Source organism: Nonomuraea sp. NPDC050328 (genome assembly GCF_044459405.1).
Taxonomy (GTDB): Bacteria; Actinomycetota; Actinomycetes; order Streptosporangiales; family Streptosporangiaceae; genus Nonomuraea.
Window position 1 is genome coordinate 25,779 of the sequence record NZ_JBITIW010000003.1, and the last position, 19,845, is coordinate 45,623.

Sequence of the window (19,845 nt, forward strand, 5' to 3'; positions counted from 1 at the left end):
ATGCACACCACCCTCATCGTCGCCAAGTTCAAGCCCGGCAGCGAGGCCGAGATCGCCCGCCTGTTCGCCGAGTCCGACGCCACCGAGCTGCCGCACCTGATCGGCGTCACCCGGCGCAAGCTCTTCACCTTCCACGACATCTACATCCACATGGTCGAGGCCGAGCAGCCGGTGGCCGGGCCGCTGACGCGCAACCACGACAACCCGCTCTTCCAGCAGATCAGCAAGGCGCTCGACGAGTACATCACCCCGTTCGAGGGCCGCTGGGGCTCGGTCCAGCAGGCCTCGGCGCGGCAGTTCTACCACTGGGAGCCGGGCGCCGGACCGGCGGCCCGCTGATGAAAGGACCCGACATGACCGTCGCGGAACCGCCGCAGATCAACCAGCGCCCGCTGTTCGGGGTGCTGACCGGCACCTGGTTGTCCCAGGCCGGGTACGTGGTGTGCGAGCTGGGCGTGGCCGACCACCTGTCCGACGAGCCGCGCGACATCGCGGAGGTCGCCGCCGCCGTGGGCGCGCACCCCGACTCGCTCTACCGCGTCATGCGGGCGTTGTCGGCGGTCGGCGTCTTCATGGAGACCGGCCCCCGGCACTTCGCCCTCAACGACGAGGGCCGCATGCTCCGCTCGGACTCGCCCTCCTCCTTCAAGCACTTCATCCTGCTCAACGGGCTGGAGCACATCAAGCTCTTCGCCGAGCTGCTGCCCAGCGTGCGCTCCGGCCGCCCGGCTTCGGAGAAGGTGTACGGCAAGCACCTGTACGACTACATCGGCGAGCACCCGGAGCTGCGCGACCACTTCTTCGCCGCACACGGCAGGACCGCGCCCCGGGTGGCCATGGCCGCCCTGTCGGAGATGGACTTCTCCGGCGCCCGCACCGTGGTCGACCTCGGCGGCGGCGACGGCGCGCTCCTGGAGCACGTGCTCAAGGACAACCCGCACCTGAAGGGCGTGCTGTTCGACCTGCCCGACACCCTGCCCTACGCCCGTGAGCGGCTGGCCGCGCAGGGCCTGATCGACCGGTGCGAACTGGTCGGCGGCAGCTTCTTCGACTCGGTCCCGCCCGACGGGGACGTGTACGTGCTCGCGCACTGCCTGCACAACTGGAACGACGAGAAGTCGGCCGAGCTGCTGGCCACCATCCGCGCCACCATGCCGCCGCACGCCCGGCTGCTCGTCCTCGAACACCTGCTGGAGGGCGAGGGCTTCAGCCTGGCGAAGCTGATCGACCTGCTGATGATGGCGGTCGACGGCCGCGAGCGCAGCGAGGAGGAGGTCCGGGTGCTGCTCGACAAGTCGGGCTTCGAGGTCAGGTCGGTGCGGTCGGTGCTCTTCCCCGGGCTGCCGTCCGACAGCGTGATCGAGGCCGTCCCGGTATGAGCGCCGCCGAGGAGGTCCCCGTCCTGATCGTGGGCGCCGGGCTGGCCGGGCTGTCGGCGGCGGTGTTCCTGTCCGCGCACGGGGTGGCCTGCCAGGTGGTGGAGCGGGCGACGGGGCCCTCGCCGCTGCCGCGCTTCCGCGGGCTCACCGTGCGGTCGATGGAGCTGTTCCGCTCGGTGGGCCTGTCCGGCGCCATCGAGCGGGCCGGCACCCCCGGCGGCGACATCGGCGGGATCGCGCGGGTGCGGAACCTGTCCGCGCCCGGCGCGGTCTGGGAGACGGCCGCCTGGGAGGACGACGCGGCCGGACTCAGCCCTGCCGACGCCTGCGCCTGCGACCAGAACGTCCTGGAACCCATCCTGGCCGAGCACGCCGTCCGGCACGGAGCCGTGCTCCGCTACGGCGTCGAGGTCACCGGGCTCCAGGACGGGGAGCCGGCGGCGCTCGTGCGGCTGCGCGAGCGGGCCTCCGGCGCCGAGTCCGTCGTGCCGGCCCGGTACGTCATCGCCGCCGACGGGGCGGGCAGCACCGTGCGGCGCCTGCTCGGTGTCGCCCGGCACGGCCCCGGCGTGCTCGGCCACCAGGTCAGCGTGGTCTTCGAGGCCGAGCTCGCCGCCGAGCTGGAGGGCCGCCGGTTCGGCGCCTGCTACGTGGAGGACGTGGGCGGCGCGTTGCTGCCCCGCGACGGCGGCCTGTGGCAACTGTCGGTCTCCTACGACCCGGACCGGGGGGAAGGGCCGCAGGACTTCACCGAGGAACGCTGCCTGCGGCTGATCGAGACCGCGCTGGGCCGCCCGGAACCGACGGCGCGGGTGCGCGGCGTCGGCCCCTGGGACGTCGCGGCGGCGGTCGCCGACCGGTTCAGGGCCGGCCGCGTCCTCCTCGCCGGGGACGCCGCGCACGTCATGCCGCCGAGCGGCGGCTTCGGCGGCAACACCGGGATCCAGGACGTGCACAACCTGGCCTGGAAGCTGGCCGCCGTCCTCGACGGCACCGCCGGGACCGATCTGCTGGACAGCTACGACCAGGAGCGGCGCCCGGTCGCGGACCTGACCCTGGTGCAGGCGCTGGCCCGCATGCCCCTCTCCTGGCTCGCCGCGGACGGCGCGGCCCCGCCGCCCCTGCCGCCGCAGCTCCCGCACAACACCGTCTCCCTGGGCTACCTCTACCCGCCGCACCCGGGAGGCGGCGGGACGGAGAACCCGAGGGAGCCGTCGGGGCGGCCGGGGTCGAGGGCGGCGCACCTGCCCGTCGAGACCGCCGGGGGGCGCACGTCCACGCTCGACCTGTTCGGCCCCGGCTGGACCCTGCTCACCTCGGCGCCCGGCTGGTCGGAAGCGGTCGCGAAGGCCGCCGCGGACCGGCCGGGCCTGCGGCTGAGCGAACACCGCGCCGGGCCGGGCGGTGACGTGCAGGACCTGACCGGCCGCTGGGCCACGGCCTTCGGCACCGGCCGCGACGGCGCGACGCTGGTCCGGCCGGACGGCTTCGTCGCCTGGCGGGCCCAGGCGCTTCCCGCCGACCCGGCCGCGGAGCTCTCGGCCGCGCTGGCCGGTGCGCTGATGATCGAGGGTGCGCTCAGAGCGTGGTCAGGAGCAGGGCCAGCGTCACCGCCGAGAACACCACCAGGAACACCGGCATGAGCGCCGGCGGGCGGCGCTTGGGATCGCCGTAGTCGCCGGCCCGCACATGGGTGACGACGGCTCCGATCATCAAGAGCACCAGCCCGCCGGCCGCGGCCACACCGAGCCAGCGGACCGCTATGCCGATCAGCAGCCCCGCGGAGGCGGCCAATTCGAGCGCGCCGATGACCGCGGTCATCTGCCGGCTCACGCCGAGTTCTTTCAGCCCGGCCACGACTTTCGCCTGGCCGAACAATTTCATGGCGCCGGAGCCGAGGAAGGATATGGCCAGGATGACGCTCAGCGTCACGGCGGCAGTCTCCATCGGATAAGCCTCTCTTACTCGGTCCATTATCGGGGAATTACCGGGTAATGGCTCGGTTAATGACGGGCTGGTGACGGGGTGATGGTACGACGTTAGCAGTATAAAGTCAAGTTAGAGGCACTAACGAAAGCACCCCTGGGCGTAATCGCTCCAGGGGTGCGCCGATGTCCGGCCGCCGGTCAGTCCGCGTCGTGGCAGTACACGACCTCGTACGCCATGGGCTCACCCTTGGTGAGCTCGCCGATCGGCCGGAAGTGCGGCTCCACGGCGGGATCGCGGACCATGGCCTCGAAGTCCTCGCGCCGCCGCCACTGGGTGTAGTCCACCACCACGTAACCGTCCACGCTGGCGTGCACATTGGTGGAGACATAGCCGGGACGGTGCTGGATTACCGCTTTGTGAGCGGCGATGATCCGGTCGATTAGCCGCTGCTGGTTACGCGGTTCCGTACGGAAAACATTGATGAAGGTGGCGAAGTCCTGGCCGGTCGAGATCTCAGCCATGGCAGGTTGTGTCCCTTCCTCGAACGGGATTCACGGTCGATGTCAGATTAACTTGACCGGGGCTATGAAAGATAGGCCTATTCATTTACGCTGACCGCAGACCAATCCACAGAGAGGCAGAGGCGGATATTCGTGAATACTCGCGTTGAAACTCCGGACCCGCTGCTCGTGACGAGACTGCGCGAACTCGGCATGAGCCTGGGATTCGCCGGCGCGCTGCGCGCGGGCGTACGGCTCGGCCTGCCCGACGCCCTGGGCGACGAGCCCGCGCACGCGAGCGCCCTCGCCGCCGCGGTCGGCGCCGACGCCGAGACGCTCGACCGCCTGCTGCGCGCGCTGACCAGTCACGGCGTCTTCGAGGAGGTCGGCGAGAGCCGCTACGCGCACACGGACCTGTCCCGGCTGCTGCGCGAGGACGCCCCGGTCGGCGTGCGGTACATGGTGCTGTGGGCGAGCGCGCCCTGGACCTGGGAGGCCTGGCCCCGCCTGGAGGAGGCGGTCCGCACCGGCAAGGCGGTCTTCCCCGACATCTACGGCAAGGAGTTCTTCGCCTACCTCAAGGAGGAGGACGCGTCCCAGGCCGAGGTGTTCAACCGGGCGATGACCCAGTCGAGCGCCATCACCTCCGCGGCCGTGGCCGACACCCTCGACCTCACCGGGGTCGCCACCGTCGCCGACATCGGCGGCGGCCAGGGCCACCTGCTGCGCACCCTACTGGAGCGCCACCCGCGGGCCCGCGGCGTGCTGTTCGACCTGGAAGCCGTCGTCGCCGGCGCCGACGCCGCGCTGCTGCCCGGCGGCGGCCTGGCCGAGCGTGCCACGGTCGTCGGCGGGGACTGCCGCCGCGAGATGCCCGTCGAGGCCGATCTGTACATCTTCAAGAACGTCCTGGAGTGGGACGACGAGAGCACCCTCAACGCCCTGCGCCGCGTCGCCGAGGCGGCCCCCACGGGCGCCCGCGTGGCCCTGGTGCAGAACCTCGTCGAGGACAGCTCCGAGCTGAAGGTCACCACCACCATGGACCTGTTCCTGCTGCTCAACGTCGGCGGACGCAAGCACACCCGGCGCAGCCTGAGCGAGCTGATGGAGCGCGCCGGCATCCAGTACGACTCCGTCCGCCCGGTCCCCGGCACCAGCCTGCACGTCGTCGAGGGCACCGTGCTGGAGCCGGCGTGAGCGCGGCGGACAGCAGGCTGCGGGTGATGCTCCACCTGCGCGCCGACGGGGAAGGGGAGCTGGTGGCCGCCTACGACGGCATCCGCCACGACGTGGCCGCGGCCGACGGGCACCTCAGCGACCAGCTGCTGCAGTCGCTCGACGACCCCGGCCAGTGGGTGATCACCAGCGAGTGGGAGAGCGCCGAGCACTACGCCCGCTGGGCGCGCGGCCACCAGGTGGACCGGCTCGCCGCCCCCATCGTGGCGGTGAGCGACGACCGCAGGCACGAGCGCTACGCCATCCGCAGGCACACTTCGCTCGACGCCGGGGAGCGGGCATGAGCGCGCCGGAGATCCGCGTCGTCGACCTCGCCGAGGTGCCGGGCAACACCAAGCGCGGGGGCGACCTGCGCGTGCTCCTGAGCCCGAAGACCGTCGGATCCACCTCCGGCTACATGGGCGTGGCGGTGCTGCGGCCGGGCGAACGCGTCAACGAGCACTACCACCCCTACTCCGAGGAGTACCTGTACGTCACCACCGGCTCGGTCACCGTCGACCTGGACGGCAAGCCGTACGAGCTGAGGGCGGGACAGGCCGTCCTGGTCCCCGTCGACGTACGGCACCGCGTCCGCAACACCGGCGCCGAGCAGGCGCACATCGCCTTCTTCCTCACCCCCCTGGCCCCCCGCCCCGAGCTCGGCCACGTGGACACCGAGGAGGGCCCGGGTGACTAGACGGACGGTGGTCACCGGTGTCGGGGTGCTCGCGCCCGGCGGCGTCGGCAGCAAGGCCTTCTTCGGCCTGCTCGCCGAAGGCCGGACCGCCACCAGGGCCATCACCCTGTTCGACGCCACCGGCTTCCGCTCCAGGATCGCCGCCGAGTGCGACTTCGACCCCGCCTCCAACGGGCTCGACCCGCAGGAGGCGGCGCGCATGGACCGCTACGTCCAGTTCGCGGCGGTCTCGGCCCGCGAGGCGCTGGCGCACGCCGGCCTGGACGGCGACTGGGCCGACCCGTGGCGGGTGGGCGTCTCGCTCGGCACCGCCGTGGGCGGGACGACGCTGCTGGAGAACGACTACATCGTGGCCTCCAACCGGGGCCGGGCCTGGCTGGTCGACCACCGCTACACCTCGCCCTTCCTGCACTCGGCCTTCTCGCCCGGCCCGCTCGCCGGGGAGATCGCCGAGCTGACCGGCGCCCAGGGGATCGTGCAGACCGTCTCCACCGGCTGCACCTCCGGCCTCGACGCGGTCGGCTACGCCCACCAGGCGATCAAGGAGGGCCGGGCGGACGTGATGATCGCCGGGGCGGCCGACTCGCCCATCTCGCCGATCACGGTGGCCTGCTTCGACGCCATCCGCGCCACCTCCGCGCGCAACGACGAGCCGCACCGCGCCTCCCGGCCCTTCGACCTCGACCGCGACGGCTTCGTGCTCGGCGAGGGCGCCGCCGTCCTGGTGCTGGAGGAGCGCGAGCACGCCATGCGCCGCGGCGCGGAGATCCTCTGCGAGGTGGGCGGCTACGCCACGCACGGCAACGCCCACCACATGACCGGCCTGACCCGCGAGGGCGTGGAGATGGCCGAGTCGATCACCTGCGCGCTGGCGGAGGCCCGGCTCGACCCGGAGGAGGTCGACTACGTCAACGCGCACGGCTCGGGCACCAAGCAGAACGACCGGCACGAGACCGCCGCCTTCAAGCGGGCGCTCGGCGAGCACGCCCGGCGGGTGCCGGTGAGCTCGATCAAGTCGATGGTGGGGCACTCGCTCGGCGCGATCGGCTCCATCGAGCTGGCCGCCTGCGTGCTGGCGATGGGGGAGGGCGTGGTGCCGCCCACCGCCAACCTGGAGACGCCCGACCCGGAGTGCGACCTGGACTACGTGCCGATCACCGCCCGCGAGCGGCGGCTCGACGCCGTGCTGTCGGTGGGCAGCGGGTTCGGCGGCTTCCAGTCGGCCGTGGTCCTCGACCGCGGAGGCAGCCGATGACCGGGACCACGACGACGACCGGGACCGCCATGACCGGGACCGCCACGACCGGGATCACGGCGGCCAGGACGGCGGTGATCACCGGTTTGGGCGTGCTGGCCCCGACCGGCCTCGGCGCCGAGGCCTACTGGGCGGCCACCAGCGCCGGACAGTGCGCGATCGGGCCGATCACCCACTACGACGCCGGCGCCTACCCGCTCACCGTGGGCGGGCAGTTGCCGGGCTTCGACGTCGGCGCGCACGTCGAGCGGCGCTGGGTGGTGCAGACCGACCGGTTCACCCACATCGCGCTGGCCGCCGCCCAGCTCGCCCTCGACGACGCCGCCCTCGACCCCGCGCGGCTCCCGCCGTACGGGATGGGGGTGGTCACGGCGAGCTGCGCAGGCGGCGTCGACTTCGGCCAGCGCGAGATCCAGGGCCTGTGGACCGAAGGGCCCGGCGCGGTCGGCCCCTACCAGTCCATCGCCTGGTTCTACGCCGCGAGCACCGGCCAGATCTCCATCCGGCACGGACTCAAGGGCCCGTGCGGCGTGCTGGTCACCGACGAGGCGGGCGGGCTCGACGCGCTCGCCCACGCCGCGCGCGAGATCGGCCGCGGGCGCGCCGCGATGCTCGCCGGCGGCGCCGAGGCGCCGTACGCGCCGTTCTCCCTCGCCTGCCAGTACGGTCACGGCCTGCTCAGCGGACAGCGGGACCCCAGCCGCGCCTACCTGCCGTTCAGCGCCTCGGCCGGCGGCTTCGTCCCGGCCGAGGGCGGCGCGATGCTGGTGGTGGAGGAGGCGTCGGCGGCGCGCGAGCGAGGCGCCACGCCCCGCGCCGTGATCGCCGGGCACGCCTCGACGTTCACCGGCGCCTTCCGGCCCGGACCCTCGGCCGAGGGCCTGGCCCGCGCCGCGGCGCTCGCGCTGGCCGAGGCGGGCCGGTCCGCGGCCGACGTGGACGTGGTCTTCGCCGACGCGCTCGGCACGCCGGAGGCCGACCGCGCCGAGGCCGAGGCGCTGCGCATCCTGTTCGGGCCCCGGGCGGCCGCCGTGCCGGTGGCCGCGCCGAAGGCCGGCACCGGCCGCGCCTACGCCGGATCGGCCGCGCTCGACACCGCCTGCGCCGTGCTCAGCATGGAGCAGGGCCTGATCCCGCCCGTGCCCAACCTGACCGACCCCGCCCACGACCTCGATCTCGTGCGCGGCACCGCGCGGCGGGCCGACCTGAAGACCGTGCTGATCCTGGCCCGCGGCCTGTACGGCGGGAACTCCGCCCTGGTCCTGACCCGCCCATGAACCCCGTCCCTTGAACCCACCCCCATGAACCCGCCACTGAACCCGCATCGCAGGAGGAGCCCATGACCGAGCTCACGCTGACCTACGAGGAACTCGCCGAGATCATGAGCAAGAGCGCGGGCGTCACGGTGCCGGCCGAGACCCTCGAATCGCCCACGGTGCGCTTCGAGGACCTGGAGGTCGACTCGCTCGGCCTGCTGAGCATCGTGGCCGAGCTCGAACGCCGCTACCGGCTCACCCTCGGCGCCGAGGCCGAGTCGAGCCAGACGCCCGGCGAGCTGCTGGCCGCGGTGAACGACCGCACGGCGAAGGCGGTCTGACCATGCCCGCGCACACCGAGAACGAGATCGTGATCGCCGCGCCGCTCGGCTTCACCTGGGACGTCACCAACGACGTGGCCGGCTGGCCGGACCTGTTCAGCGAGTACGCCGCGGCCGACATCCTCGAACGCGACGGCGACCGGGTGCTCTTCCGGCTCACCAAGCACCCCGACGAGCAGGGCCGGGTGTGGTCGTGGGTGTCGGAGCGCGTCGCCGACCCGGCCACCCGTACGGTCACCGCCCGCCGGGTCGAGCCGGGCAACTTCGCCTACATGAACATCCGCTGGACCTACGAGGAGGTCGCCAGCGGCACCCGCATGGTGTGGATCCAGGACTTCGCGATGAAGCCCGACGCGCCCGTCGACGACGCCTGGATGGAGAGCAGCATCAACGACAACAGCAAGATCCAGATGGCCCTGATCAAGGAACGCGTCGAGGCGCGCCACCGCGATGCGGCCGGCCGCGGGGTGTGACCGGCACCGAGACAGAAGGGGGCGGACGTTGTCCGACCAGAAACTGAAGGCGGTCGTCCGGCGGACGATCGCGAAGCAGACGTTCTGCACCATCGCCACCTCCTCCGCGGCCAACCGGCCGCACGTCGCGGGCATGCTGTACGCGCACGCGGGCGGCAAGCTGTACATGGCGACGCTGGAGTCCACCGTCAAGGCGCGCAACATCCGGGAGAACGGCCACGTCGCGATCTGCGTGCCGAGCCGGCGCATCCCGTTCGGCCCGCCGTACACCCTGCAGTTCCAGGGCACGGCCGAGCTGCTCCCGGCCAAGGACCCGCACATCCAGGACCTGCTGGCGGCCGGCTCGCTGAAGGCGATCACCTCGCTCGGCGAGGCCGACATGCCGGGCATCTGCTTCATCGTCGTCACGCCCGGCCGCCGCGTGGCCACCTACGGGCTGGGCGTCTCGCTCATGACCTGGATCCGCTCGCCGCTCGAGGCCGCCAGCTCCGTCGAGCTGACCTGAACCGGCGCGGTCGGCCCGCCCCCGCGACCCTCACGGGAAGGGATGCGGGTGCGGGTTGACGCGCGCGGGCGACACCGCCCGGTACAGCCGGGGCAGGCCCGCCGTCCGCCGCCGGTCGTGCCCGAAGGTCATCGGCAGCAGGCCGGGGATCAGGACCTTCACGCAGGCGAAGCCGCCCGCCCGGTGCTCGGCCGAGGTCTGGTCCACCACCAGCACGTCCAGGCCGCTGTCCAGGTAGCGCGCCAGCAGCCCGGCCAGGTCGTCGCGCAGGTCGGCGTGCCGGAAGGCGGCCGGCACGCCGGACAGCTCCCGCGAACGCCGCGTCGCGGTCAGGAAGCGCAGCCGCTCGAAGGCCGCCGGGTGGGCGTACAGCAGCGAGTGGTCGGGCATCCCCGTGACGAGTCCGGGGTCGGTTACCATCGCCGCCGCCCGCCCGCGCTGCTCCGGATAGCGGCGGAGCAGATCGCTGAGCGCCGGACCCAGCTCCCGCAACGCGTTCTCGGCCGCGCGCTCCAGGCTGAGCTGCGAGCCGGCCGCGCACACCGCCTTGGGCCGCCGGTCGCGCCCGTCCGGGTTGACCGCCAGCGCCCACACCGACGGCACGCCGTGCTCGGCCGTGATGTCGAACGCCGACACCCGGTAGCCCGTCTCCGCCTCCAGCGCCTCGGCCAGCAGCGGCACGGTCCCGTCCGCCGCCGAGGCGAGCCTGATCCGGGGCGGGCGCAGCCTGGCGTACCACGTCATCAGGAAGGCGTCGCGTTCGGCGACCTCCAGGACGCCGTGCAGGATCGCCTCCTCCAGGCAGCCGCCGAGCGCGCAGCCGTTGGAGATCTCGTAGGCGAACGGCGGCCGGTCCGGGTCGGCGTGCCGCAGCCCGTAGTAGGCGAACGCCTCCGGGACGAGCACCGGCCCGCCCCGCGCGAAGGAGTGCGCCCACACCCAGCGGCAGCCCGCCCGCTCGTCGAAGCGCCGAAAGGGGAAGCCCGGACTGTAGGACTCCTCCGGGTGCAGGCCGAACCGGCGCGGATCCACCGCGTGCTCGCGCAGCTCGGCGAAGGAGCCGGTCACCACCGTGCGCTTGCCGCCCGGCTCCGTCCCGCCGTAGCGCTCCAGCGCTTCGAGGACCGCGGTGACGCCGCTGCTGTGGTAGTCGCGGGTGCGGCCGAAGCCCGACTCCACCCGCGCCCCGCGCAGGCCCATCGTCGCCGCCGACACCGCCAGCCCGTGATCGTCGCCGCGGTGCAGCCGCCGTACCACGCCGCACTCCTCGTCGAGGTAGACGCGTTTCAGGTCGGCCAGCCGTACCTGCCTGACCCGGTGGGCGGCGGGCGCCGGCTTGGGCCTGGCGAGCAGGTCGAGGCGGGCCCGCCGGGCGCTGTCGGCCGGCAGCCGCCCGCACTCCTCGCACGAGGGCACCGGCAGGAACGGCCGGCGGACCACCTCCAGCCCGGCCAGGTCGACCACGAGCAGCGCGCCCGCGGTCCTGGGCGAGCGGCCCGACCGGGTCCGGTGCACCTCGTCGGCCACCAGCGCGGCGATCACCCCCGCGGCCAGCGGGGTCAGCCACTCCGACGGCCGCTCGGCCAGGGTGAGGCCGTGGCGCTCCATGACCGCCCGGTGCCCGGCGGCCTCCTCCCTGGCCCGCAGCCGCCGTTCCTCGGCGCAGCTCACGCAGCCGGGCACGCCGGGGCGGGTCAGCGGCCCGACCACGACCCGTCCCAGCTCGGCCCGGACCGGCAGCCAGGGCACCTCCCGGGCCGTGCACGTCTTGTTCACCCGCGCGTACGGCCTGCCGTCCCAGCCGTCGGCACAGACGATCACCAGCGGGACGTCCTCCGGCGCCGACGCCAGGCCGTCCGGCCCCGCCCGCAGCGCTCGCACGGCCCGCGCGACCGCGTCGGCCAGCATCCCCCGACCGACCAGCACCGGCTCACCCATCGGCGAGCACCACCCGCACGAGGTACGGCATGAGCGAGAAGACCTCCGGATCGTGGTCGAGCGGCACCGCGACCACCCGCCGCCCGCCCCGTTCGAGCGCGGCGCACGCCTGGGCGAGCGTGATCGCCACCGGTTCGGCCGGCCGGGCACACCGGCCACCGGGCACATCGGGCACGGGCGGCGGGGCGTAATCGGCCTGCCCGTTCTGCCGCGCCTGGTAGTGCAGCAGCGCCTGTTCCAGCGCCGCGGTCACCGCCTCGCCCGACGACAGCGCCGACGCGCACCCCACCGGCTCGCCCTCCAGACGGCACAACACGGCAGGCACGCCCAGCGACCCGGTGACGTCGTAGAGCTCGACGCGCGCCCGGATCGCGGCCAGCATCGCCAGGTACCGCCCGCCGGCCGGGTCGAGCGGCTGCCCCGCGCACGGCACCCTGGGGAAGGGGTCCTCGGCGGCGGCGAGCTCCTCGACGGTGAGCCGGTGACACAGCGCGATCACGCCCGCCGTCACCGCCTCCGCCCAGGAGTAGGCCGCCGCCGCGCCCGGCCGCGGCTCGCCGGGGAAGGCGTCGGCCGCGGGAACCCGGCAGGGCTCGCCGCTGCCCACCCGGACGCCCCACGCCCAGGCCCGCACGTCTCCCCGCCGCAGCGCGCCCAGCACCGCGGTGAGATCGTCGCCCGGCCCGGCGAGCGCCCGGCCGTCCTCGGCGACGAGGCGTCGCGGATCGGCCATGAGCGAGGCGTAGGCCGCCAGCGCTCTGAGCACCGCCCGGTAGCGGGCGAGCGCGAAGCCGAGCCCGGCCCCGGTCACGGTGATCGCTTCGGCCGTGCCCACCGGGTCGAAGACCCGCACCCGCGAGACGTGCAGCGGGACCTGCGCGAAGTCGTGCTCGTCCGGCTCGCTCACCACCCCGGCCGGGTCGCGGGCGCACGAGGCGGCCCGGGTGGAGAACTCCTCCTCGCTCAGCGGCGCTCCCCGCTCCAGCTCGGCGACGGTACGCAGCAGCCCCGCGGCCGTCGGGGGAGCGGCCGGGAGGGTGAACGGGTGCGGCAGGAACGGGCACCGGCGGCCGGCCAGGGTGGTCAGGTCGATCTCCACCATCGTGCTCTCGCCCGCCTCGACGAGCCCGGTCGCGGTGCGGAAGAGGCTCTGCGCCAGCCGTCCCGCCACCACCGCGGCCTCCGCTCCCCGCACGCGCACCGGCAGCCGGTCGGCCGGCCGTACCTCTGGGCGGGCGCTCAGCCGGAGCCAGCCCGACGACCAGGTCCGGCCCCGCTCGGGGACGGCGCCGACCGGCCCCAGCCACGCGCTGCGGCCCACCACCACGACCTGCGTCAGCGGTATCCCGCGCTCCGCGCACAGCCGGTCGACCAGCTCCGCCCGTTCCACGTCGGGCTCGTCGGCCACGTGCACGACCGGCCCGTCCGGCCCGCTGAGCAGGGCGTCGGCGCCGACGAGCTCGATGTCCCGCAGCCCGGTGAGCCGCGTGGCCCGGACGCAGGCGCCGAGCAGGCCGCCCGGCTCCGGCCCGCGCCCCGGCGCCAGGAAGCGGAGCCGGGTGGCCCGGTACCGCTGGAAGGCCTCGGCCGGGTCGGGGCGGAAGTGGCTGAGGAAGGTGACCTGGCCGCCCGCGTCCGGCGGCGCCTCGAGGGGCAGCTCCCGCACCAGGCCTTGCTCGACCAGCAGCGCGATGAGCTTGCGGACGAGCTCACGGCGGCGGGCGGGCAGGTGCTCGGTGAGGTCGGCCAGGGTGTGCGTGCCGTCCAGGTAGGGCGCGAGCAGGTCGAGCAGTCGGGCGACCGTAGGGCCCTTGAGCGACACCGACCCCGAGTGGGTGAGCACGTAGACCCCGTCCGGGCAGGCGGCGTAGTAGGTGTCCCGGCGCAGCGACAGGCCCATCAGCGGCCGGCCCCAGGCAGGCTGCCCAGCACGAGCTCGCCCACGCTGCCCTCCACGGTGGGGTCGAGGCCCGTTGCCGCCGCGAAGGCCGCGCCCTCGCCCGCGCCGAGGACGCAGCTCCCGAGCCCCATGGCGGTCGCGGCCAGGTGCAGGGTCTGCAGCAGCACGCCGGCGTGCTTCAGGATCAGCGAGTACGGGATGTCCTGGTAGCGGGCCATCAACCGGTCGAACCGGGCGGCCAGGACGAGCAGCACCTGAGGCGGGCCCGCCGAGCCGGTGGCGCGGGCGGCCTGATGCAGCAGCCGGACGAACTCAGGCCCCGGACCGCCGACGTGGTCGAGGCGGTGGTCGTGCGGGTCGTAGCGGTAGAGGCCGGGCTCCAGCCCGGCGGCGAGCCGGATCACCGGGTAGACCTCCAGCTCGTAGACGGCCCCGCCGGAGGGGTAGGGACGGCTGGTGTGCCGGGCGCCGCCCGGCCCGGTGGCCTGCCGTACCCGGGCGCATCGATGCAGCAATTCGCCCAGTTGCCCGGCGGTGACCGGGGCGGAGTCGTCATGGGCCCTGATCGAGCGCCTGGCCTCCATCACCTGGGCCAGCGGCGGGTCGTGCCGCCGCAGCCGGTCGAGGTCGGGCCGGGCCAGCCGCACACCCGCCCGCCAGGGCAGGGCGGCCTCCTGAGGCGTGGGGGTGGTGAGGTCGCGGCGGTAGCCGAGGTCGGGGACCGTCGACCGGGTCCGATGGTGGAACCAGAGCTCGTGCGGCTGCCACAGGCGCGCCCGAGGCTCCGGGTCGCCCGCCGGTACGGCGAGGCCGGCCCGGCGCAGGTCGTGCAGGACGCGGCGGCCCACTTCCCCGTGCGGGCCGCTGCTCGCGGCGTGGGCGAGCGCGCCGCAGAAGGAGGCGACTTCAGCGTCGTGCACCTCGACCCGCGCCCAGGCCATGGGCGACTCGATCACCAGGCCCTCGGCCCGCCGCATGAGCGCGAAGCGCGAGAGCACGAGCTCCGCGCCGTCGAAGCCAGGCGGCGCCGCCGGGGGAGCGAGCTCGGGCCGGACGGTGTACAACGCCCGGCCCTCGGACCAGGTGGTGACCGTCAGCCACCCCCGATCGCCGAGCAGCCCGACGAACCCCGCCACGTCGTGCTGCGGAGCCTCCGCCGCCAGATCGGCCGGCTCGGCCGGCCCGGCGGCCAGCCGGCGCAGCACGGCGAGCTTCCACACCGCCCCCTCCGTGAACGACTCGCTGCGCCGCCAGGTGACCAGGTGCAGCACCCCGTCCGCCGAGATCGCGCCGTACGCGCCCGGCCGCAGCCCGACCCGGTCGACGCAGCCGGTGCTCTCCCTTGTCGCACGCATGTGCTCACCTCTCCTGGAGCGGGGCGAAGCTGTCCTCGACGGTCCCGGCGGCCAGATGGCACAGCAGGAACCGCTCCGCGGGCGCGATCCCGAGCCGGGTGAGGTGCAGGTAGGTGGTGTTCAGGGCCAGCCTGCTCAGCGCGAAGCCGGGCGAGGCGCGCCGGGCCGCCCAGTCCGGATCGGCGAACAGGGCCCGGTGGAACGGGCTCGCCCGGCCCAGCCGCTCCTCGGCGGCGGCCTCGCCGTACGGCATGACGAAGGTGCCCGCCGCGAGCAGCGCGCGGGCGCGCGCCCGGTGGCGGCCCAGAGCCGCCACCCAATCCGGGACGTACGGCACGCGGCCCGGCTCGGTGACCACCGCGTGCAGGCGGGCGGCTAGGGCGTCGGCGTGGCGGCGGCGGTGCGCCTCCCAGGCCGCCCGCCGCTCAGGGCCGCGAGGGTCGAGGCTGAGGAAGCCCTCGGCGTGCGAGCGCAGCGAGACGAAGCCGCGGCCGATGCCGTCCTCGGTGAGCGTGTGCGCGGTCGCGACCACCAGGTCGAAGGCGGCGGCCAGCAGGGCGCCCGCGCCGGCGCAGCCCTCGGTCAGGTCGAAGGCGAGGTCGGTGGTGTCGGCGTAGAAGCCGGCCAGCAGCCCGGCCATCTCGGGCGTGCCCAGGACGTGCACCCGGTCGTCGTAGGGGGCGACATGGAAGGAGTTGTCCGGGCACCACGGCTCCAGCGGCCCGCGCTCGTCCTCCAGCGCGGCCAGCCGCCGATGCTCGGGCAGGACGGCCGCCGGGTCGAGGCGGCGAGTCGAGGGGCGGGCGCGCAGGTAGCCGCCGATCAGCTCGTCCACGGCGGGCAGGACTACCTCGGCGAAGCGGTCCGGGGTGGTCCGCAGGTTGAGCCGTAGCTGCGGCCCCTGGCGCCAGTGCCGCAGATGATGCGCGCCGGTGACCCGGCCGGCCAGCCGGCGGAACAGGGGCCGGACGGCGTCGAGCACCAGGCCGCGGTCGTCGCCGTGGTAGTGCACGTGGACGCTGTGCCAGCCGGTGCCGGTCATATCCGCTCCAGCGAGGTCAGCGCGGTCATGCCTGCTCCAGCCGGGCCAGCGCGCCGGCCGCCAGCCGCCTCAGCCGCGACTCCAGCGGGGGAGCCAGGCCCAGCCGGTTGCACACCAGGTGGGCGCAGAGGTCGAGCACGTCACCGGGCCGGGGCCGCCCGGCCCCGCCGCCGTCGAGCGCGCGGGCCAGGGCGGAGACCGACCGGGCCCAGGCGACCAGCGGCCAGCGCGCGGGCAGGTCGGCCGCACGCCCGGCCAGCAGCCGCATCTGCCCGGCCAGCTCCACCACCTTGGCGGGCACCTCCTCGCCCTCGGGCGGGACCGCCGGGGGACGGCCGCCGCAGAACCGGGTGAGCAGGAGCATGGCCAGCCCCGCTCCCGCCAGCCGGTCCGCCGACAGCCCGCGGGTCAGCAGGGCCAGGGCGAGCCGGCTGGACTCGTCGAAGTGCCGCTCGACCGCCTCGATGTCGGCCCCGTACCCGTACCGGCGGTGCTCGCGGCGGTAGGCCATGAACCGGACCGTGTTCACCGGAAACGGCCGCGGCTCGTAGTCGCGCACGCCCTCGCGGGCGGCTAGAGCCCGCGCCTGCGCCGCGTACTCCTCAGGGGACGGGCCGCCGGCCGCGGGATGGCGCGCGAAGTGGTCCGCGAACCGCTCCTCCACCAGCCGCCGTACGGCAGGCCGGTCGGCCGGGTTGTCCGGCAGGATCCGCAACCGCAGGTGGTTGCCGCCGTCCCAGTACCGCAGGAAGAAGCAGCGCCTCAGCAGGCCCTTGCCGGTCAGCTCGCCGACCAGCGGCGCGACCACCCGTACGAGCAGCTCGTCGAGGTCGGCGGGATGGAACGCGTGGGCGCTCACCCAGGCCGATTCATGCACGTCCGCCCTCCCCGATCTCCAGCAGGAACTCGGTGACGGCGCCTTCTGCCGTCGCCGGATCGGGCAGCGCCTCCTCGAACACCACCACCGCCCCCGCCTCCCGCACCGCCCGGTCGAGCACCAGCACCAGCAGCCAGTTCGCGAAGTCGACGTACAGCGGCTTGCGAGACTTGTCGGAGATCGCCCCGAGCCGCCCCCGCCCGGTCACCGGCGCACGGACGAAACACCGCTCCGGCAACCCGATCTCCCTGACCCAGCCGAGCACCCGCAGGTAGTAGCCCGCATCCTGCTCACCCTTGCGCTGGACGGGCACCAGCCCTGTAGGCACCGCCCACCGCGCCCGCTGCACCACCACCCGCCCCACCTCCACCCGAGGCGAGACCGCGACCCCCGCCCTTGGAGCGGGCGCCGGGAAAGGCGGCAGACTCGGATAAAGGAAGTAGCTCCCCCCGAACCCCAACGTCAGCAACCGCGCCGCCGGAGGGAGCAGGATGTCGGCCATCATCCCCAGATGCATCGGCCGCACCCGCTGATTCAGCCGCCGCGACCACAGTTGGGCGAGCCCCGTGCCCGGCTCAGGCACCACCTCAAGCTCCCCCAGCGGAATCCGCTGCTCCTCAGCCCGCCCACTCGCGGCGAAGGGATAGTCGATCTCGTAGCCCGCGCTGGGCACCCGCCGATTCAACGCCGACCCGAACCCACCCCCCACCTCGGCCACCGGCAGCGGCACAGGCCAGCCCGGATCCCTGGAGACCGCCCCACCCGCCCGCTCCACCAGCTGAACCACCCTGCTACGCCCCCTGCCGTACCCGGCATGCGCCGCATTCACCACCAACAGGACGGGCCCGGGCCCGGGAATCGGCTGCACGTAGCACGCCAGCGACCCGGGCCCAGCCACCCACGCGGGCCGGCTCCCCAGCAACTCCCGCAGGGCGTCCGACCGGCTGGCCAGCGTGTCCCGCAGGTCGCTGGGCCGACCGGGCAGCGACACCCGCGGGAGGGCGGGCCCGCTGGCGGGTGACTCCTTCAGCGTGCCGGGCCAGGACTCGGTGACCGCTTGCCGGGCCGCGTCCCTGATCCGGCCGAGCTCCCGCAGGCGCGGCAGTCCGTGGTCGGCGACCAGCTCGCCAGGCGGCGCCGTCAGCACCGCGGACAGCAGCCGCCCGTGCCGGCTCTCCGGACGGGCCAGCGCCTCGTGCACGGCCCGGTGCACCACCAGGAACGGCACCCGATAATCCGGCCCGAACCGCTCCGCGCAGAACGCCCCGAGCACCACCCGCAGCGGCAACGTGGGGTCGAACGCACCCAGCCACCGGCGGACCGTATCGAGATCGTCGAGCGCGTCCGCCCACCGAGGCAACGCGCAACTCGCGGCGGACCCGGTGAAGACCGCACTCTCCCGCCCCACCGGCCCCGCACTGGGCTCCCCCGGCCCCAGGTCGCGCCCTGCACCGCCTCTGGTCAGGCCGAGCTCGTCGGCGGCCTGCTGGAGGGCTCGCTGCCGGGCACGCTCCCCGGCGAGGTCACTGATCGGTACCGGCCTGTCCAGCGCCTCACACAGCCGCCGCACCGGCTCGGCCACCTCCGGCAGCTCGCCGTACAGAGCTGTCAGGGGCACGAAGGGGTCGGGGGCGTGCTCGACGATCGGAGCCTGCCGTTCCAGCAAGCCGACGTCGAGGAGACCGTCGAGGAACCGCCCGACCACCTCCGCCTCGTCCGCCCGGCGGGCCAGCCGATCACGCAGACCGTCCCGGGTGAGGGGCTCGCCCGCGCCGGCCACCTGCAGGCAGTGCAGCAGCGCCGGGGTGGCCGGGAGGGACAGGATCGGCTCGTCGGGCTGGGGCCCCAGGAAGCTGATCACCCCATCGTGCAGGGTGACGCTGGGATTGGCCCGGACAGGTAGCCGGGAGCGCAACCGGGGGTCGTCGCGTAGCCGCTGTGCAAGCCGCCGCAGCGGCAGGCCGTCGAGTTCCACCACGCCCGCGACCGGTGCGCTGAGGTCCAGCGACACCGCCGGCCCGTCGGAGGTCCAGTCGGCGGTGCCGGTGATGGTGAAGGTGCTGTACGGGCTGGTCTTGGCCGCCGCCCGGCTGACGTACTTGGCCAGCCGGACCAGTGACGCCCGCCGTAGTCGCCGATCACCGTCGGCGAGCCACTTGTCCAGCTCAGCCGACAACGTGGGGCTGGCCTGGGCCAGGGCCCGCCGTAGATGCGGGTGTGCGGCTGCCCCCCGTAGCGCGGCCAGCTTGCCGGTGCTCTCCTTCTCCAGGACTTCGGGCAGGTCCGCTACTCGTCGCCGCCAGTCGCCCAGCCGCTCCACCCAGCAGGCCACCCGGGCGGCGAGCTCGTCGGGCAGGGCGCTTGCCACCTGCGGGCTCCACTCGCCGTTTCCCGGCAGGCGCCCCTGATGCAGCGCCCGCCGCAGCCCGACCACATACGGCCGAACCGCGTTCGTCAGACCCGAGCCGCCGCCGTTCGCCAGCCCCGCGTCTGTCAGGCTCACGGCCACGACACCCCCACCCACGCCTGCGTTCACCACACTCCCGACCTCCTCCACGCAGGTGGCATCCCCGGCTTCCTGGGGGGAGGCGGGCCCAGCAGGTGCTGTCGCGGCGGCGGAGACCCAGACGGGGCCGGAGGTGGGCGCGTGGGTGGTCTCGGCCACAGGGGTGGGTGCGGGGGTGGGACGCGGGGGAGGGCCGATGATGGGGTGGAGGGCTTCGGCCAGTTCGACCCCTTCGGTCCGGAGTTCGGACTCCAGGTCCACCAACGCCCCGGCCTCGGCGAAGAGCGTGTCGAACCGCAAAGACCCCAGCACGTGAGCAGGCAGCCCCGCCACGCGCACCACCAGCGGCTCGTGCACCTCCGCCCCACAGCCGGGGGCGCGTGTGGGCTCCACCGGTTCCCCCTTCGTCGCCGGGACGGTGCCGCCCGCCGGGGCGGGCGGCACGGTCGGTGCTGGTCAGGCCACGCAGGAGCAGCAGCCGATGCTGCACGGCCCTGAGGCGGCGTTCTCCGGCATGCCGTGGCCGGCGGTGAGGGACTCGACCGTGAGGCCGGTGTCGGCCAGGTCGAAGACATCGAGTGGGAGGGCGGACAGGTCGTAGTCAAGCTTCTTGGAGACGCTCATTGTTGGCTTTCCCTTCGCATTGACGGGCTGGGACCTGCGCGCACCCGGCGTTT

General features: G+C 74.2%; 20 protein-coding genes. 11 read left to right on the plus strand and 9 right to left on the minus strand.

What is annotated here, in order from left to right:
* Genes ACIBG7_RS11310 through ACIBG7_RS11320 form a run of 3 tightly spaced genes read left to right on the plus strand, consistent with a single transcriptional unit; the run spans position 1 to position 3,022 of the window.
* Positions 1-339, plus strand: a complete 339-nt coding sequence (locus ACIBG7_RS11310) for a TcmI family type II polyketide cyclase (RefSeq protein ID WP_357929892.1) — start codon at positions 1-3, stop codon at positions 337-339.
* A gap of 14 nt (positions 340-353) precedes the next feature.
* Positions 354-1,379, plus strand: coding sequence for a methyltransferase (locus ACIBG7_RS11315; protein ID WP_397335966.1), 1,026 nt, complete (start codon positions 354-356; stop codon positions 1,377-1,379).
* Positions 1,376-3,022 (plus strand): FAD-dependent monooxygenase, encoded by a 1,647-nt coding sequence (locus tag ACIBG7_RS11320; RefSeq protein ID WP_397335967.1) that lies wholly within the window; start codon positions 1,376-1,378, stop codon positions 3,020-3,022. Before ACIBG7_RS11315 ends, ACIBG7_RS11320 begins: the two co-directional genes overlap by 4 nt.
* On the opposite strand, the gene ACIBG7_RS11325 is transcribed toward ACIBG7_RS11320, so the two are convergent.
* Both ACIBG7_RS11325 and ACIBG7_RS11330 read right to left on the minus strand, forming a co-directional pair.
* Positions 2,958-3,326: a DoxX family protein gene (locus ACIBG7_RS11325; protein WP_397335968.1), complete on the minus strand. Its 369-nt coding sequence runs from the start codon at positions 3,324-3,326 to the stop codon at positions 2,958-2,960. The two genes, ACIBG7_RS11320 and ACIBG7_RS11325, sit on opposite strands and share 65 nt — an antisense overlap.
* Positions 3,327-3,505: 179 nt before the next feature.
* Positions 3,506-3,829, minus strand: coding sequence for an antibiotic biosynthesis monooxygenase (locus ACIBG7_RS11330; RefSeq protein WP_357929883.1), 324 nt, complete (start codon positions 3,827-3,829; stop codon positions 3,506-3,508).
* A gap of 168 nt (positions 3,830-3,997) precedes the next feature.
* On the opposite strand from ACIBG7_RS11330, the gene ACIBG7_RS11335 reads away from it, so the two are divergent.
* The 8 genes from ACIBG7_RS11335 to ACIBG7_RS11370 all read left to right on the plus strand — a co-directional run bounded on the left by ACIBG7_RS11335 (position 3,998) and on the right by ACIBG7_RS11370 (position 9,550).
* On the plus strand, positions 3,998-5,005 hold the full coding sequence (locus tag ACIBG7_RS11335; protein WP_397335969.1) for a methyltransferase: 1,008 nt from the start codon (positions 3,998-4,000) through the stop codon (positions 5,003-5,005).
* The gene (locus ACIBG7_RS11340; protein WP_397335970.1) at positions 5,002-5,328 is read left to right on the plus strand and encodes an antibiotic biosynthesis monooxygenase family protein; all 327 of its coding nucleotides are present in this window, start codon (positions 5,002-5,004) and stop codon (positions 5,326-5,328) included. Before ACIBG7_RS11335 ends, ACIBG7_RS11340 begins: the two co-directional genes overlap by 4 nt.
* Positions 5,325-5,720: a cupin domain-containing protein gene (locus ACIBG7_RS11345; RefSeq protein ID WP_357929874.1), complete on the plus strand. Its 396-nt coding sequence runs from the start codon at positions 5,325-5,327 to the stop codon at positions 5,718-5,720. The genes ACIBG7_RS11340 and ACIBG7_RS11345 overlap by 4 nt, the downstream gene beginning before the upstream one ends.
* Positions 5,713-6,975, plus strand: coding sequence for a beta-ketoacyl-[acyl-carrier-protein] synthase family protein (locus ACIBG7_RS11350; protein ID WP_357929871.1), 1,263 nt, complete (start codon positions 5,713-5,715; stop codon positions 6,973-6,975). Before ACIBG7_RS11345 ends, ACIBG7_RS11350 begins: the two co-directional genes overlap by 8 nt.
* Positions 6,972-8,252 carry a beta-ketoacyl synthase N-terminal-like domain-containing protein gene (locus ACIBG7_RS11355; protein ID WP_397335971.1) on the plus strand — a complete coding sequence of 427 codons (1,281 nt, stop codon included), beginning with the start codon at positions 6,972-6,974 and terminating at the stop codon, positions 8,250-8,252. Before ACIBG7_RS11350 ends, ACIBG7_RS11355 begins: the two co-directional genes overlap by 4 nt.
* Positions 8,253-8,314: 62 nt before the next feature.
* Entirely contained in the window at positions 8,315-8,572 is a 258-nt protein-coding gene (locus tag ACIBG7_RS11360) for an acyl carrier protein (protein ID WP_357929866.1), read from the plus strand.
* Between the two features lie 2 nt (positions 8,573-8,574).
* Positions 8,575-9,045: an SRPBCC family protein gene (locus ACIBG7_RS11365; protein WP_397335972.1), complete on the plus strand. Its 471-nt coding sequence runs from the start codon at positions 8,575-8,577 to the stop codon at positions 9,043-9,045.
* A 28-nt stretch (positions 9,046-9,073) separates the two neighbouring features.
* Positions 9,074-9,550, plus strand: coding sequence for a pyridoxamine 5'-phosphate oxidase family protein (locus ACIBG7_RS11370; RefSeq protein WP_357929860.1), 477 nt, complete (start codon positions 9,074-9,076; stop codon positions 9,548-9,550).
* 30 nt (positions 9,551-9,580) lie between these two features.
* Here the strand turns inward: ACIBG7_RS11370 and ACIBG7_RS11375 are convergent, their stop codons facing one another.
* The 7 genes from ACIBG7_RS11375 to ACIBG7_RS11405 all read right to left on the minus strand — a co-directional run bounded on the left by ACIBG7_RS11375 (position 9,581) and on the right by ACIBG7_RS11405 (position 19,792).
* Positions 9,581-11,488 (minus strand): TOMM precursor leader peptide-binding protein, encoded by a 1,908-nt coding sequence (locus ACIBG7_RS11375; RefSeq protein WP_397335973.1) that lies wholly within the window; start codon positions 11,486-11,488, stop codon positions 9,581-9,583.
* Positions 11,481-13,388: a YcaO-like family protein gene (locus tag ACIBG7_RS11380; protein WP_397335975.1), complete on the minus strand. Its 1,908-nt coding sequence runs from the start codon at positions 13,386-13,388 to the stop codon at positions 11,481-11,483. The genes ACIBG7_RS11375 and ACIBG7_RS11380 overlap by 8 nt, the downstream gene beginning before the upstream one ends.
* On the minus strand, positions 13,388-14,743 hold the full coding sequence (locus tag ACIBG7_RS11385) for a SagB family peptide dehydrogenase (protein ID WP_397335976.1): 1,356 nt from the start codon (positions 14,741-14,743) through the stop codon (positions 13,388-13,390). The genes ACIBG7_RS11380 and ACIBG7_RS11385 overlap by 1 nt, the downstream gene beginning before the upstream one ends.
* 4 nt (positions 14,744-14,747) lie before the next feature.
* Positions 14,748-15,785 carry a thiopeptide maturation pyridine synthase gene (locus ACIBG7_RS11390; protein WP_397335977.1) on the minus strand — a complete coding sequence of 346 codons (1,038 nt, stop codon included), beginning with the start codon at positions 15,783-15,785 and terminating at the stop codon, positions 14,748-14,750.
* Positions 15,786-15,810: 25 nt separating this feature from the next.
* Positions 15,811-16,662 (minus strand): lantibiotic dehydratase C-terminal domain-containing protein, encoded by an 852-nt coding sequence (locus tag ACIBG7_RS11395; RefSeq protein ID WP_397335979.1) that lies wholly within the window; start codon positions 16,660-16,662, stop codon positions 15,811-15,813.
* Entirely contained in the window at positions 16,655-19,561 is a 2,907-nt protein-coding gene (locus ACIBG7_RS11400) for a lantibiotic dehydratase (RefSeq protein WP_397335980.1), read from the minus strand. The genes ACIBG7_RS11395 and ACIBG7_RS11400 overlap by 8 nt, the downstream gene beginning before the upstream one ends.
* 63 nt (positions 19,562-19,624) lie before the next feature.
* A complete protein-coding gene (locus tag ACIBG7_RS11405) occupies positions 19,625-19,792 on the minus strand; it encodes a thiomuracin/GE37468 family thiazolyl RiPP peptide (RefSeq protein ID WP_357929841.1) in 168 nt (55 codons plus the stop codon).
* Positions 19,793-19,845: the final 53 nt, after the last annotated feature.

Coding starts and splice junctions, on each gene's coding strand:
- ACIBG7_RS11310 (WP_357929892.1), top strand. CDS start 1: ATGCACACCACCCTCATCGTCGCCAAGTTCAAGCCCGGCAGCGAGGCC.
- ACIBG7_RS11315 (WP_397335966.1), top strand. CDS start 354: ATGACCGTCGCGGAACCGCCGCAGATCAACCAGCGCCCGCTGTTCGGG.
- ACIBG7_RS11320 (WP_397335967.1), top strand. CDS start 1,376: ATGAGCGCCGCCGAGGAGGTCCCCGTCCTGATCGTGGGCGCCGGGCTG.
- ACIBG7_RS11325 (WP_397335968.1), bottom strand. CDS start 3,326: ATGGAGACTGCCGCCGTGACGCTGAGCGTCATCCTGGCCATATCCTTC.
- ACIBG7_RS11330 (WP_357929883.1), bottom strand. CDS start 3,829: ATGGCTGAGATCTCGACCGGCCAGGACTTCGCCACCTTCATCAATGTT.
- ACIBG7_RS11345 (WP_357929874.1), top strand. CDS start 5,325: ATGAGCGCGCCGGAGATCCGCGTCGTCGACCTCGCCGAGGTGCCGGGC.
- ACIBG7_RS11355 (WP_397335971.1), top strand. CDS start 6,972: ATGACCGGGACCACGACGACGACCGGGACCGCCATGACCGGGACCGCC.
- ACIBG7_RS11360 (WP_357929866.1), top strand. CDS start 8,315: ATGACCGAGCTCACGCTGACCTACGAGGAACTCGCCGAGATCATGAGC.
- ACIBG7_RS11365 (WP_397335972.1), top strand. CDS start 8,575: ATGCCCGCGCACACCGAGAACGAGATCGTGATCGCCGCGCCGCTCGGC.
- ACIBG7_RS11375 (WP_397335973.1), bottom strand. CDS start 11,488: ATGGGTGAGCCGGTGCTGGTCGGTCGGGGGATGCTGGCCGACGCGGTC.
- ACIBG7_RS11380 (WP_397335975.1), bottom strand. CDS start 13,388: ATGGGCCTGTCGCTGCGCCGGGACACCTACTACGCCGCCTGCCCGGAC.
- ACIBG7_RS11385 (WP_397335976.1), bottom strand. CDS start 14,743: ATGCGTGCGACAAGGGAGAGCACCGGCTGCGTCGACCGGGTCGGGCTG.
- ACIBG7_RS11390 (WP_397335977.1), bottom strand. CDS start 15,785: ATGACCGGCACCGGCTGGCACAGCGTCCACGTGCACTACCACGGCGAC.
- ACIBG7_RS11405 (WP_357929841.1), bottom strand. CDS start 19,792: ATGAGCGTCTCCAAGAAGCTTGACTACGACCTGTCCGCCCTCCCACTC.